Here is a 14,129-nt window from a genome sequence, read left to right as displayed (position 1 = left end):
AGCGGCCATGATCGACGCGCGTTGCTCGCGGCGCTCACGTTCATCGATGCGCCGCCCCAGAGCGCCGCGGCGCTCGCGGCCTGGTTCGAGAAGCACCTCGTGGCGACCGGGCGGATGCGCCGTCCGGCTTACGTTACCGAGGGCTTCTCCAAGCAGGTGATGCTCGGCCCGCCCCTCGACGCGGACCTCGACCAGGCCGAGCTCCGGGAGCTCGTCGGCGCGGCGCGGTTCCGGGTGCTCGCCTCGCTCCGCGCCTTCATGCCCCCCGCCTCGGACGATCGATTTCTCGGCGCCGCCATCGACGGCGGGCGCGTGCGCCGCGCCGGAGACCCCGCGCTCTGGGAGCCGTGCCCGCGCGAGGAGGACCTGCTCAGCGACATCGTCCTCAGCCTGTTCGCCGCCGACATCCTGAGCTACCGCGAGTTCCACGACGCGTACCTCTGCGTCTGCAAGACCTGCCTCCGCATCGATTTCGATCCCAGCCGGTCTGGCCGCACCGGCTGCCCCGAGCACCAGCCCACGGCGACGGTCAACGTGATGCGGCGCAGCCGGCCGCCGTCCCTCTGAGGCTCGGCCCGCGGCGCGCGCCGGGCCCTGACGAACGACGAGCTCGCGCCGGGCCCTGACGATCGACGCGCCCGCGCTGGCCCGGCGCTCGGAGCGCTCGCGCGGCGCGGGCTCAGAGGCAGCCGAGGCGGCACCTGGACGCTTGCTCCAGGCACGTCGACAGGCAGCCCTGGTACTTCTGGTACTGGCTGCTCTGCGTGGGCTCTCTCCCGCACTGCGTCGCCCGGCACGCCTGGTGGCGCCGCTCGCACGCGCCCACGCACCCGGCGTTGCCGGCCGCGGCGGGCGCGCGAGGCGCCGCCCCCGCGGCGGGCGGCGGCGACGGCGTAAGGTCGGCGGCCGGCGGAGCGCCCCGAGCCGCGGGGGCTGGCAACACCGGGTGCGCGGGCGCCGGCCCGCAGCGCTCGAACGCGCGGCGCATCACGTCCTCCGCCGCGCCCGGCTGGATCTCGCACGCCCGCGCGACGCTCTCGATGCGGCGATCGATCGCGGAGGCCGCGCGCGCCGCGACCCCGTCCGGCCGGAGCGCCGGCGGCGGGGCGCTCGCGGGCGCTCCGCTCGCGGGCGCTCCGCTCGTGGGCGCCGCGCGCGCCGCCTCCTCGCCCGGAGCGCTCGACGCCCTGCCGATCAGGAAGGCGACGAACAGGCCGGCCACAACGATCGCCAGGGTGGCCAGCAGGATGCGCACATCGACGCGGCGCGCCGCCCGCACGGGCGTCCGCTCGGCAGCGCCGGGCGCGCCGGCCTGGCGCCGCGCCGGCCCGCCGACGCCGGGCGCCCGCCCCCGCGCCCTCGCCGCGGGCTCCGGCGTGGGGACGCCCGGCGTCCGCGTCGTCGGCGGGATCGGCGGCGGCGCCAGGGTCGCGACGTACGCCGGAGGTGAGGGGGCCGGCGCCGGCGAGAGATTCGGCAGCGGTGCGGGTCGCGGGATGTCCGTGTGCGCGTGCCCCATCGACGACACCGGCGGCACTGTCCGCAGATCGGGCCACTCCACGAGCGGCCTCACCGCGCGGAGGCTCTCGACGAGCGACCAGAGCTCGCGCCGCTGCTCGAAGCGCCGGACGAGCTCGTGCGCCGCGCCCTGGATCCCACGATCCCAGGGGATGTCCGGCGCGCCGAGCTCTTCCGCGAAGCGGCGCAGCTCCATCAGGCTGAAGCAGGCGGTGATGCGCCCGCGGATCTCCGCTGCGTCTCGCGCCGTGCCGCCCGCGCCGCGCGGCGTCCCCGTGACCTCGTCGTCCACGCCCTGCAGTTTACCGCACGCGCCACGGAAGCCGAACCTGGTATAGGCTCCGGACATCGTGTCCCGAGCTGCGGCACCCGGGAGACGTGGAGGCCACAGGTAGATGAGCCGAGAGGACAGTGCAATTGGCGCGGCGCCGCCCGCCCGCGCGCCGCTGATCGGGCGCGAGGGCGAGCTGACGGCGCTGGCCCGCGCCCTCGACGCGGTCGAGAGGGAGCGCTCCACCCGGACCGTGACGCTCGTCGGCCCCCCGGGCATCGGCAAGAGCAGGCTCGCGCGCGACTTCCTCGAGCAGCGGCGCCACGGCTCCGCCCCGCTGCGCGTCTACTCGGGCAACGCCGGCGACATCGCGTCGGCGTACGGCCTCTTCGCGCGGCTCCTGCGCGCCCGCTTCGGCCTCTCGGAAGGCATGGAGAAGGACGCGGCCCGCGCCGAGGTCCGCGCGCAGGTCGCCCACGTGATGGGCGACCGCAAGGTCGGGGACGTCATCTACTTCCTCGGCCAGTTCATCGGGCTCGCGTTCGGCGACAGCCCGCTCACCCGCGCGGTGCAGGACGATCCGGCGCAGGCCGACCTCATCCGCCGCGCCGTCCTGAAGGCGTTCCTCGAGGCGGACGCCGCCCACGGCCCCGTGTGCCTCGTCTTCGAGGACCTCCACGCGGCCCACGACGACTCCCTCGCGCTCGTGCGCTACCTCATCGAGTACCTCGCGGGCCCGGTCCTGATCCTCTGCGCCGCCCGCCCGGAGCTGCTCACCCGCCAGGACGACTGGGGCAAGGTCGGCGACCGGCGCCACGCGCTGATCGAGCTCGCGCCGCTCGGCGAGGCCGACTCGGCGGCGCTGGCGCGGGAGCTGCTCGCGCCGTGCCTGCCGCGCGGGGGCGAGGACGTCGTCGTCGTCGACGCCGCGGGCGCGGAGTCGCAGCCCCGGCCGGGCGCGCCGCCCGAGCTCGTCGAGGCGGCCTGCTCCTTCGCGAACGGCAACCCGGCGCTGCTCGAGCAGATGGTCCGCATCTGCCACGACCAGGGCGTGATCGAGGAGCTCTCGCCCGACTCCGCGGGCGGGCCGCGCTGGCGCGTCCACCTCGGGAAGCTGTCGACGGCGAGCCTCCCGATGACGGTCGAGGACGCCGTGAACGTCCGCCTCGCCGCGCTCGATCAGGACAGCCGGCAGCTGCTCGAGCAGGCCGCGACGATCGGCCCGGTGTTCTGGAGCGGCGCGCTGTTCGTGCTCGGCCGCGCCGGCTGTCAGGCGCCCGAGCTGTGGGGCGAGGAGCAGAGCGACAAGGACCTCGACCGGATCAACGCCTGTCTCCGCTCGCTGTGCGACCGCGGCTACCTGCGCAAGCAGGGCGAGTCGAGCTTCGCGGGCTCGGACGAGTACGTGTTCGCGCAGGACAAGGAGCGCGAGACGCTCCAGAAGCGGATGAGCGCCGCGGCCCAGCGGCGCTACCACCACGCGATCGCCGAGTGGCTGGAGCAGCAGGTGGCGGTGCGCGCCAGCGAGGAGTTCCTGGCGCAGCTCGCGATGCACCGCGAGCGCATCGGCGACGCGGTGCGGGCGGGGCTCTCGCTGCTCGACGCCGGGGATGTGGCGCGCGGGCGCTACTCGAACGCGAAGGCGGCGGAGTACTACGCGCGCGGGCTCTCGCTGCTCGGCGACGCGCACGTCGCGCGGCGCATCGACGCGCTCCACGACTACGGCGACGTCCTGCAGCTCGCCGGCCGGGTCGACGACGCGCTCGCCGCCTTCCGCGAGATGCTGACGCTCGCCTACCGGCTCGACAACCGGCGCAAGGGCGGCGCCGCGCACAACCGCATCGGGCGGCTCTACCGCGACAGCGGCTCGCTCGACGAGGCCGGCAAGCACCTCACGACCGCGCTCCGGCTCTTCGAGGGGGCGCGGGACGAGCGGGGGATCGCCTCGACCATCGACGACATAGGCAAGCTGCACTGGCTCCGGGGCGAGTACCAGGAGGCGCTGAAGTGGCTGCGCGACGCGCTCACCCGCCGCGAGCGGATGGGGGATCGCCGCTCGATCGCGCTCTCGCTGAACAACCTGGGGCTCGCCCTGCAGGACTCAGGCGAGTTCAAGCAGGCGCTCGCGACGTTCGAGCGGTCGCTCGCGATCCGGCGCGAGATCTCGGATCTGCTCGGCGTCGTGATGAGCCTGAACAACCTCGGGATGATCGCCCAGGACCAGCGGGACCACCGCCGCGCGCTCGCCCTCTTCGAGGAGGCGCTGGAGGTGGCGCGGCAGGTCGGCGATCGCAACCGGACGGCGCTGATCCTGACGAACATCGGCGGGACGCTCTACCGGAGCGGCGACCCGGACCAGGCGGTGCGCGTGCTGCAGCAGGCCGAGGAGCTCTGCGACGAGCTGGGCGACCGGCTCGGGCTCGCCGAGGCGCGGCGCGCCCTCGGGAAGGCCTACATGCTCCGGGGCGATCTGGAGAAGGCGCGCGACTCGATCAGCCGGGCGGTGGACCTGTTCGCCTCGGTCCGGAGCAAGGTGCACCTCGGCATCGCGCTCCGGACGCTCGGCGAGATCACGGCGGCGGGCGGCTGGGGCAGCGCGAACACGAAGAGCGCGCGCGCTTATTTCGCCCGCTCGGTGAGCATCTTCGAGGAGACGGGGAACGAGCTCGAGCTCGCGCGCACGTTCCAGGCCTACGCGCGGTTCCTGACCACCGATCGCAGCTTCGTCGCCAACATGGCGGCGCGGCGCGAGGCGGTGACGATGAACGATCGGGCCGAGGCGATCTTCACGCGGCTCAAGGTCACGGCGGCGCGCTTCGAGGACGAGCCCACGCTCCCGACGGGGCCGCCGGGCCTCGGGAAGTCGTCGGTCGCGCCGGGATCCGGGCGCTCGCCGACCCCGGAGGAGCCGTTGTTTCCGAGGCCGGGGCGGGCGTCGACGTCGAGCTAGCAGCGCGCCGTTCGAGAGCGCTCTCGGCCCGCGGGAGGTCCTGCCGAACCGACCGGCCCCCGGGGAGGGTGTTCGTCGCGCGGGGCGGGGACGGGCAGAACTCGCGTGGGACGTCCCGTGCCCGACGTGCTGCGCACGCCGGACACGGGACGTCGATTGCGCTCAGACATCAGCCCGTCCCCGCCCCGCGCGACGAACACCCTCCCCGGGGGCCTACCGTGGGCTGCTGGGGACGAACCTGGGGGAGCGGTGATACACCTGCCGGGTGACGGTCCAGCACGAGAAGCCCGCCTCCGAGTCGGTCACCACGATGACCGAGTACGTCCTGCCGACGCACGCGAACGCGCTCGGCTCGATCTTCGGCGGCCAGGTGCTCGCCTGGATCGACCTGTGCGCCGCCATCTGCGCGCAGCGACACACCGGCAGCACCGTGATCACCGCGGGGATCGACGACCTCTCGTTCGATCGCGGGATCAAGGTCGGTCAGGTCGTCCGCCTGGCCGCGCGGGTGACCGCCACCTTCCGCACATCGCTCGAGATCCTCGTGTCCGTCGAGGGGGAGGACGCGGCGACAGGCGACGTCTGGCCCACCGTCACGGCCTTCGTGACGTTCGTGGCGGTGGACGCGTCGCTGAAGCCCACCGCGGTGCGACCGCTCCGGCTCGAGACGGACGAGGACCGCCACCTCGCCGAGGCCGCGGCGGAGCGGCGCGCTCGCCGGCTCTCCCGGCGCGGGGGCGCTCGCGGCGGCGCGTGAGCGCCGGCCCTCGCGGCGGCGCGCGCTACTTCTTCTTGATCCGGTCGGGGTTCCCGAGGAACTCGAAGTGCATCGTGTCCTCGAGATCGTCGTGGCCGAGCCAGTCGAAGCCGTAGCGCTCGAACGCCTTGATCCAGCAGCGGGTGAGCGCGGTGCGCTCGTAGGCCGTGCGCTTCTTCTCGTGGCACAGCGGGCTCGTGGGCCACGGGTCGACGCAGCCGCAGCACGGGTTGCGCTCGGGATCGATGTCGATGGCGATGCCGAGGAGGTGGTTCGAGATCTCCGCGCCACGATAGCTGTTCGCCGTGCGAAACCCACCGACGGCGCGCGGCGTGTAGCGGCGCGACTTGCTGGAACACGTCGCGCGGATCCGCTTCTCGACGCAGTGGAGCGCGGGGGCGATCTTCTCGTGGACGGAGAGCGGCAGGCCCATGAACTGCACGGTCGTGGCCTGGGAGAAGGCGCTCTCAGGGTTGAGGCGCCGCGTCTCGTCGGTCTCTACGTGGCCGTAATGCTCGATGAGGTAACGGACCGCGCGGGCGTGCTTCTTCGGGTTGAGCATGCCCTTCTCCACGAAGTTGCGCCGCTTCAGGAACTTCTGCGGGCTCTGCGGCCGGCACTCGTAGTTCTTCGTCTTCTTGGCCCGGACGGTCTCCTTGGCCTCGGCCACAGCCCCGTCACCGAGCCCGGAGGGGCCGGCCGCGAGCAGGGCGATCGCTGCTGCCACGAGCAGATGCACCCGTGTCCGGCCGTTCGCGTTCACGCGCGGAGGTTAAGCAGGCCGCGCCAGGGGCGGCAAGGACTTGCCGCAAGCGCCTGTCAGGAGAGCGCCGTCAGGGGGCAGGGCGCACCCGGTCGCCGGACGGCGCGCTGCGTCTCCGAGCGCGGCGGGGAGCTCGCCGCGCCGCCGCGCGAGCCGGCTCGCCCGTCCACGGAGCGGCCGATCTCATGGGACGGTCCACGGCGCGCAGATCTCCACGAGCACGCCGTTCAGATCGCGCACGTAGGAGACGCGCTGGCCCCACGGCATGTCGTGGGGCTGCGCGACGGGCGTCGCTCCGGCGTCGACCGCGCGCTTGAACGCCGCGTCGACGTCCTTGTTGACGACGAGGATCTCGAACCCGGCGGGCCGCGCGCCCGACTGGTTCCTCACGAACTCGGGGAGGCTCTTCTGGGCGTAGTCCTCCTGCACGAACCCGAGCGGCGCTTCCCCCTGCATCTGGCAGTATTCCTTGCCGTCAGAGACGAACTTTCGCTCGAAGCCGAACGCGCGCTCGTAGAACGCCGCCGCTGCCTCAGCATCGGGCACATAGACGATCACACCGCCGAATCCTGCTTTCATGAGGTCCTCCTCGCGGGCCTCCGGCCCGCACGCACTGGCACTCTACAGCCGCCCTCCTGACAGCGTGCTGTCAGGATCCTGAAGCCCCTTCCCCTCGATCTACAAGACGCTGACGCACATCCTCCTCGTCGACTGGTACTACCTCGACGCGTTCGAGCGCGGCGGCCGCGGCCTCTCGATCTTCGAGGACACCGAGCCGTTCACCGACTTCGCCGCGCTGCGCCAGGCTCAGCGCGAGACCGATCGCCGCCTCATCGCGTTCTGCGAGCAGCTCTCAGGGGACTCCGATCGCGAGATTCAGATCCAGCGTGAAAATTATGTGCAGGTCGATCGCGTGGGAAGTGTGCTGCTGCACCTCTTTGTCCACCAGATCCATCACCGCGGGCAGGCGCACGCGATGCTCGCCGGCACGCGCGTGAAGCCGCCGCAGCTCGATGAGTTCTTCATGGCCGCGGAGCTCCCGCTGCATGAGGCAGAGCTCCGCGAGCTCGGTCTCCGGGTGCGTTGACGCGGTGTGCCTTCGGTCAGGCGCCCTCGCGAACATGTAGCTGGGCACACGCGCGCGCGGCCGGAGCGGAGTCGCGTCCCGTCCTGGCCATCGCCGCCGGTTGCAGCGCTGAAGCAGCCTTGCATCCATGCAAGGGAAATCCGCCGTGAGCCCCCGTGTTCGCGCGGTACTCGTTCAGGGATCAGGCGGCATGGCCATTGCAGAACGCTGGAATGTGCCCTCCGCTGCGGTGGTTGCCGCAAGTGGCCCCTGAGTTGAGTTCTTTCACGGCGAGCTCCATATGAAAGAGGTCCGCAGCGACCAGCGCCGGCAAGCGAACGAGACGCCGATTCCCAAGAGCGGTGTCATGCGCACCGTTCCTCGAAGCGTCATGCCGGCGAGCGCCCCGTTCGGTGAGGGGCCGCTCGTCGGGCCGAACGGCGCCTCCTTCGAGGTGCGGCCGTCCGATCCGCTCCTCGGCAACATCGACCTCGAGGCCGTGGTCGCGGGTGTCCCCGAGTTCTACGCGATGAAGGGGATGTTCTTCAACGCGCTGGCGGCGACGCTCGGGGAGCGCTTCGCGCAGGTGGTGCCGACGCTCTCGAGCCCTCCGCGGGGCGGGCTCTACCTGCCGTTCTCGGACTACCCGATGCGCGACTTCCTGCGCCTCTATGACGCGGCGGCGCGGCTCTCCCACCCGAACCGGAGCTCGCGCGAGGCGTACCGTCGTCTGGCGCGGCAGCAGGTCGCGGCCTTCCGGGACAGCGCGCTCGGACGGATCACGATGCACCTCGCGACCGACCCGGGCGCGGCGCTGATGCGCTACACGGGCAGCCTCGGCGCGCTCGTGAAGGGGCCGACGGCGCGGGCGAGGCAGCTGGGGCCGTCCGAGGTGAAGATCGACATCGGGAGCTTCCGCGGTGTGCTGGAGTACCCGCTGGGGAATTTCGAGGCGCTCGTCATGGGGTACGGGGCCAAGCCGACCATCTCGGTGGATGTGCACGGGACGGAAACGCTGCAATTCGTGGTCAGCTGGTAGCCCGCGCCGGCGGGAGGGTCCGCGCGGCCCGCGCCGGCGGGAGGGTCCGCGCGGCGGGGGCGGGCAGGCGCTCGGCCATCCGCCAAGACGGGGGCCGAGGCGCTTGCGCATGAGACACCACCCGGCATGTCTCCCTTCGGGCCATGCCACCTGGGACGTTGTGTTGCGCGCCACATAAGGCGCGCCTGAGACGCGGAGCCACCAGGAGCCTCATGGCACCTCGGTCGGTGCTGGTCGCGCCCACCCGCCCCCGCCGCGCGGACCCTCCCGCCGGCGCTACGGTGGTTGGTAGGTGGGGATCCGGCCGCGGAGCACTGCGTCGAATCAACCCCGCGAGCAGGCAGCACCCGGAACGGTGAAGAGCATTGGCCGGGCTGGCCAGGGACTGGAGTGGCCGTGCGCTGAACGAGCCTGTCACCTCGCGGCGCATGGACGATGCAACAGGCCGAGAGACGCTCCAGCCGGTTCGTGCGCGCAAGGACCGCCATCCACTGCCACGATCGAGTCTTGATGTTCCCACGGCTCAAGCGGAACTCTGGATATGTTCTGTGTAGATCGCTGTCACGCTGTGTGACTGCCACAGCGGCATTCGCGATGTCGAGTGGGGCAGAGCGCACGGCCACGAGGGCCTGCCACGCCGCCATCGCCGGGGCGCGATCCGGTCGAGTCGCGCGGCCCGCGGCCGGGCGGTGCGTCGATGAATTCCTGCAGCGACTCCCGACGGCCGAGCTTGCGCTCGCTCCCTCCCTTTGAGAGGGTCGGAGCCGGGCCGCCGAGCCCGTCCCGAGGACCACTCAGATGACCACCAGCGAGATCGCGCTCTTCGTCTACGACAACCTCATGAAAGGCGAGGACCAGCACGAATGGCTCGCAGGCGCCCGCCCCCTCGGAGAGGCGACCACAACGCCCCAGTACGCGCTCGTCGACCTGGGCACGAGCGGCGCCCTCGTCCAGGGCGGATTCGTCGCCGTCACCGGCGAGCTCTACGCCGTCACGCCGGCCGCGCTCGCCGCGCTCGACGTGCACCGGGGACACCCGATCTTGCACCGGCGCGCGACCATCCGCCTCGCTGACGGGCGCGAGGCCGAGGCCTATCTCCTGTCCATGGAGCAGGCGGCAGGGTGCCGGCGCGTCCGCGAAGGCGACTGGCGGAAACGCCGCGGCGCGCCCGGCGCCACACGCACCCGGGACAACAGCCCGCTCGTGAGCTGGGCGAAGCGCCGCTTCGACCCCTCCCGCTGACAGCAGGGCGAGCCCCCTGAGCACCCGCGCTGCGCCATCCCCTCCGCACGGGGGCGAACCAGACAGGTGCGCCATCCGCTCGAGCGGCGCCTCCCCGCGCAGGTGCTAGGGCATGGTGCGGGGGAAACGCGACGTGACGAGAATCTCGGAGCATGGTCGGCTCCAGGGCGCGACCGGAGAACCCGCCTCGGCCGCCGCCCTGCTCGCAGACACGGTGGTCCAGGCATCCGCCGCGCTCTCGCGGACGCTCGCGCCAGAGGCGCTCCACCATGCCGTCGCCGAGCAGGCCGCCTGGCTGCTCGGCGCCGACCTCTCGCTCCTCCACCGCGCGCCGGCCGGCCGCGCGCTCCCCATCCGGCTGCTCGCTTCCTCCGGCGTGCCCCTCGATCTCGCCGGGGCCTTCGACGAGCTCCCGAGCACCCCGTCGCTCGTCCGGCGCGCCGCGGAGAGCCGCCGCATCGAGCACACCGCGACGGACGAGACAGACAGCGAACGCCTCCCCGACGTCCGCGTCATCGAGGCCGCCCTGAGGCCCTGCTGGGTCGTGTCCGTCCCCCTCTTCGGCGCAGATCGGCTGCTCGGCGTCCTCACCTGCGCCTTCGGCGGCCGCTCCGCGCCTTCGCTGGAGCTCCTCCCACACATCCAGGCCCTCGGCGCGCTGTTCGGCCTGGCGCTCGGGTCCGTCGAGCACGTCGTCGAGCGCGCCGAGCACCACCCCCGCGGCGCGCTCGACGACGCCCCCGACGCGAGCCCTCCCTCACAGCAACGCGCCGTGAGCCTGCTCGAGGACGTCCGGGCCGAGCTGCGCGAGGCGGACAGCCGCCTCGCCGCCGAGCGGCGATGGCTCCACAGCATCATCGAGGACTTCCCCGTCGCGATCGCCGTCTTCGATGAGCGCAGCGGCGGCTCGCTCGTCGCCAGCCGCCGCTGCGAGCAGATCTGCGGCGGGCCGCACCCGCTCTCGATGCCCCCGTCCCCCCGGCGCGCGCTCCTGTGCGCGCCGGGAGGACGGCCGCTCCTGCACCACGAGATGCCCCTCGTCCGAGCGGCGCGCGGCCAGGGGACGACCTGCGAGGAGCTGTGGTTCCGGAGGCCGGACGGTAGCTACGTCCCCGTCGTGGTGAGCGCCGGCCCCATCCGGGACGAGCACGGCACGATCCTCGGGGCCATCGCCAGCTACGAGGACGTCACCCACTTCACGGAGCGCGCGCGGCTCCACCAGGAATGGATCTCGATGGTCGCGCACGACCTCAAGCAGCCGCTCACCGCGATCTCCGCGTACGCCGGCATGCTGCTGCGCCGGTCCCAGGCCGCCGACACGACGGGGTGGAGCCAGAAGGTCCTGGCCAGCGCCCGCCGCCTCGAGCGGATGATCGAGGACCTGCTCGACGCCTCGAAGATCGAGGCGCGGCGCCTCTCCATCGAGCGGCGGCCGACGGACCTCGTCGCCCACCTGCGCGCCGCCGTCGAGCTCGCGGCCGCCGAGCGGCCGGAGCGCGCCGTCGAGCTCACCGCCGACGAGGACGTGCCGCTCGTCCTCGTGGACGCGGCCCGCATGGACCAGGTGATGGGGAACCTCCTCCTCAACGCCGCCAAGTACGGCGACCCCGGCGCGCCGACCCGGGTCGCGCTCTCGCGCCGCGGCGCCGAGGTGGAGATCGCCGTCGAGAACCGCGGGCCGGGCATCCACCCGGACGATCTGCAGCGGCTTTTTCAGCGCTTCCAGCGGCTCTCGTCGGGCCAGTCCGGCAACGCCCCTCCGGGCACGGGCCTCGGGCTCTACATCTGCAAGGGCATCGTCGAGGCGCACGGCGGAAGGATCTGGGCGCAGAGCCAGCCGAACGAGACGACGTCGTTCCACTTCACGCTGCCGCTCCCGGAAGCGCCCGCGGGCGACGGCCGACCCGCGCCTGACGCCTCGGACCGCTGGGCCCGTTCGCCGTGACGCCGGTCCCGGAGGCGGCCGCGCCCGTTCGCCGTGACGCCGACCGCTCAGCCGTTCTTGATGCGCGCCACGATGGCGTCCGTGAGCGTCTTCGTGTCCGCCTTGCCGCCGAGGTCGCGGGTGCGCACCCCGTCCGCGTTCAGCGCCCCGTCGATGCCGGCGCGCAGCCGGCCGGCGAGCTCCTGCTGGCCCACGTGGTCGAGCATCATCGCGGCGGCGAGCATGAGGGCGATCGGGTTCGCCACGCCCTTGCCGGCGATGTCCGGCGCCGAGCCATGCACCGCCTCGAAGATGGCGGCGTTCTGGCCGATGTTGGCCCCCGGCGCCATGCCGAGGCCGCCGATCAGGCCCGCGATCTCGTCCGAGAGGATGTCGCCGAAGAGGTTCGTCGTGACGATGACGTCGAACTGCCACGGGTTCAGCACGAGCTGCATCGCGCACGCGTCCACGATGCGCTCGTCGGTCGCCACGCGGCCCTCGAAGGCCCGGCCCACCTCGCGCGACGTCTCGAGGAAGATGCCGGTGAGCGCCTTCATGATGTTGGCCTTGTGGACGATGGTGACCTTCTTGCGGCCGTGCTTCTCGGCGTAGTTGTAGGCGTACTCGGAGATGCGGCGCGAGCCGACCCGGGTGTTCACGCCGGAGCCGATCGCCACCGCGTGCTCGTCGCTCCCGATCGGGATGTAATGCTCGAAGCCCACGTAGAGGCCCTCGAGGTTCTCCCGCACGAGCACGATGTCGATGTTCTCGTAGCGGCCGCCGGGGATCAGCGTGCGCGCGGGGCGCACGTTCGCGAAGAGCTGGAACTCCTGCCGCAGCCGCACGTTCGAGGAGCGGTATCCGCCGCCGATCGGCGTCTCCAGCGGCCCCTTGAGCGCGAGCTGCGTGCGGTGGATGCTGTCGAGCGTGGCCCGCGGCAGCGGGTCGCCGAAGTCCTTGACGCCGGCCATGCCGGCCACGCACGTCTCCCACTCGAAAGGCGAGCCGAGCGCGTCGAGGGCGCGCAGCGTCGCCTCCACGATCTCGGGGCCGATGCCGTCACCAGGGATGAGGGTCGCGGTCTGCTTCTGTGATGTCACGGGCTGTGTCTCTCGGGCTCGGGGTCAATCGCGTCGACCAGGAAAGTCGCACGCATAGCCGAGGTCCGCGCCGCGATCTACCTCCCGGGACGGTAGATCGCGCCCTCGACGGAACGCGCGCTGTGCGCTCTGCGCTCTGCGCCGTGCGCTCTGCGCTGTGTGCGCTCCACATGTTTCGATTGTTTCACGCGCTCCGCGCTGGTCCGCGCTGGTCCGCGCACGTCCATGTAGCTCCGGGCTCATCCGGTTTGTTTCGTGTCGTGGTCCGTGTTGTTTCACGTCCTTTCACGCGAGATTCCCGGGCGATGACGCGCCGGGACGCAAGTCCCTTGAGGATCCCCGCCGGCGCCCTCATCATGACGCGCCTCCATGATCTGCCCGCGATGCCACCGCGGCTACGCCGACCGGTCCTACGTCTTCTGTCCGGACGACGGCGCCCGCCTGGTTCAGTCCCTCTCGGCCGCGCCGCCCGCGCAGCCGACGCGGCAGTTCGGCGCCGTGCTCGAGGATCGCTACGTGATCCAGGGCTTCATCGGCGCCGGCGGGATGTCGCGCGTGTACCTGGCCGTGGACAGCCACACGAAGGAGCAGGTCGCGATCAAGATCCTGAACCGCACCTTCGCCGCCGACCGGACCCAGCGGGAGCGGTTCCTCCGCGAGCTCGAGGTGGCGGCCGAGCTCGGGCACCCGAACATCATCCGCGTCCTCGACGCGGGCTCGCGCAAGGACGGGTCTCCCTTCATCGTGCTCGAGCTCCTCACGGGGGAGTCGCTCGGCTCCCTGCTCCGCCGCGAGGTGGCCGTGAGCGAGGCGGTCGCGCTGCCGCTGATCCGCCAGGCGGCGTCGGCGCTCGCCGCCGCGCACGCGGCCGGCGTCATCCACCGCGACGTGAAGCCGGACAACATGTTCCTCGTCCGCTCGGCGAGCGGCCCGCGCTTGCTCAAGATGATGGATTTCGGCTTCGCGAAGCTGCGATCGGGCCCCGCGACGGCGGCCGGCCTCGTGCTGGGCACCGTCCCGTACATGGCCCCGGAGCAGGCCCTGGCCGATCCCGTCGACGGCCGGACGGACGTCTACGCGCTCGGCATCACGATGTACCGCATGCTCGCGGGCCAGCTGCCCTTCTCGTCGCCGGACGACGTGGTGGTCGTGGCCCAGCACGCCTGCACCCCGGCCCCGCGGCTGAGCGCGATCCGCCCCGGCGTCGATCGGCGCCTCGAGGCGCTGGTCGCCACCGCGCTGCGCAAGCTGCCCGGGAACCGCTTCGACTCGATGCAATCGCTCCTGGAGGACGTCGAGCGCATCCTCGGCGCCCGCCCCGGCGAGCCGATCGGGGCGCCGGTCCGGAAGGCCCCGGACGTCTACGAGCCGGTGAACCCGGCCGCGCGCGAGGCGCTGAAGTTCCTGCGGCGCCAGCTGCCCTGAGCGCACGGGCGATGTTCACGGCGGGCGCCGGGCCGCCGGCGCGCGGTGGCCGCCGGATCGCCGGCGTGCGCCGG

Annotated in this window: 12 protein-coding genes; 8 read left to right on the top strand and 4 right to left on the bottom strand. The window is 72.6% G+C overall.

All coding sequences use genetic code 11. The features are described 5' to 3' along the window. Positions 1-21: 21 nt before the first annotated feature. A complete protein-coding gene (locus WME85_RS35535; protein WP_437827532.1) occupies positions 22-567 on the top strand; it encodes a hypothetical protein in 546 nt (181 codons plus the stop codon). Positions 568-679: 112 nt separating this feature from the next. Here WME85_RS35535 and WME85_RS35530 read toward each other — a convergent pair whose 3' ends face one another. Beyond that, positions 680-1,867 (bottom strand): hypothetical protein, encoded by a 1,188-nt coding sequence (locus WME85_RS35530; protein ID WP_437827531.1) that lies wholly within the window; start codon positions 1,865-1,867, stop codon positions 680-682. Positions 1,868-1,913: 46 nt separating this feature from the next. Between WME85_RS35530 and WME85_RS35525 the strand changes: the two genes are divergently transcribed. Further along, positions 1,914-4,739, top strand: coding sequence for an ATP-binding protein (locus WME85_RS35525; RefSeq protein WP_437827530.1), 2,826 nt, complete (start codon positions 1,914-1,916; stop codon positions 4,737-4,739). 265 nt (positions 4,740-5,004) lie between these two features. Further along, positions 5,005-5,496, top strand: a complete 492-nt coding sequence (locus WME85_RS35520) for an acyl-CoA thioesterase (RefSeq protein WP_437827529.1) — start codon at positions 5,005-5,007, stop codon at positions 5,494-5,496. 25 nt (positions 5,497-5,521) lie between these two features. On the opposite strand, the gene WME85_RS35515 is transcribed toward WME85_RS35520, so the two are convergent. Together WME85_RS35515 and WME85_RS35510 are read right to left on the bottom strand one after the other, a co-directional pair. Continuing rightward, a complete protein-coding gene (locus WME85_RS35515; protein ID WP_437827528.1) occupies positions 5,522-6,223 on the bottom strand; it encodes a M15 family metallopeptidase in 702 nt (233 codons plus the stop codon). A gap of 219 nt (positions 6,224-6,442) precedes the next feature. After that, the gene (locus WME85_RS35510; protein ID WP_437827527.1) at positions 6,443-6,838 is read right to left on the bottom strand and encodes a VOC family protein; all 396 of its coding nucleotides are present in this window, start codon (positions 6,836-6,838) and stop codon (positions 6,443-6,445) included. 97 nt (positions 6,839-6,935) lie between these two features. On the opposite strand from WME85_RS35510, the gene WME85_RS35505 reads away from it, so the two are divergent. The 4 genes from WME85_RS35505 (at position 6,936) to WME85_RS35490 (ending at position 11,551) form a co-directional block, all read left to right on the top strand. Next, complete coding sequence (locus WME85_RS35505) at positions 6,936-7,346, top strand: DinB family protein (protein WP_437842426.1); 411 nt, start codon at positions 6,936-6,938, stop codon at positions 7,344-7,346. Between the two features lie 346 nt (positions 7,347-7,692). After that, on the top strand, positions 7,693-8,364 hold the full coding sequence (locus WME85_RS35500) for a DUF2378 family protein (RefSeq protein ID WP_437303491.1): 672 nt from the start codon (positions 7,693-7,695) through the stop codon (positions 8,362-8,364). A 798-nt stretch (positions 8,365-9,162) separates the two neighbouring features. Next, a complete protein-coding gene (locus tag WME85_RS35495; protein WP_437303481.1) occupies positions 9,163-9,606 on the top strand; it encodes a gamma-glutamylcyclotransferase family protein in 444 nt (147 codons plus the stop codon). Between the two features lie 133 nt (positions 9,607-9,739). Next, on the top strand, positions 9,740-11,551 hold the full coding sequence (locus WME85_RS35490; RefSeq protein WP_437827526.1) for an ATP-binding protein: 1,812 nt from the start codon (positions 9,740-9,742) through the stop codon (positions 11,549-11,551). 47 nt (positions 11,552-11,598) lie between these two features. Here WME85_RS35490 and WME85_RS35485 read toward each other — a convergent pair whose 3' ends face one another. Further along, positions 11,599-12,630 carry an isocitrate/isopropylmalate dehydrogenase family protein gene (locus tag WME85_RS35485; protein WP_437827525.1) on the bottom strand — a complete coding sequence of 344 codons (1,032 nt, stop codon included), beginning with the start codon at positions 12,628-12,630 and terminating at the stop codon, positions 11,599-11,601. A 369-nt stretch (positions 12,631-12,999) separates the two neighbouring features. Here WME85_RS35485 and WME85_RS35480 point away from each other — a divergent pair, with 369 nt between their 5' ends. Beyond that, positions 13,000-14,055 (top strand): serine/threonine-protein kinase, encoded by a 1,056-nt coding sequence (locus tag WME85_RS35480; RefSeq protein WP_437827524.1) that lies wholly within the window; start codon positions 13,000-13,002, stop codon positions 14,053-14,055. Positions 14,056-14,129: the final 74 nt, after the last annotated feature.

The organism is Sorangium sp. So ce1153, from assembly GCF_051521595.1.
Taxonomy (GTDB): Bacteria; Myxococcota_A; Polyangia; order Polyangiales; family Polyangiaceae; genus Sorangium.
This window is presented reverse-complemented; position numbering and strand designations above follow the sequence as displayed.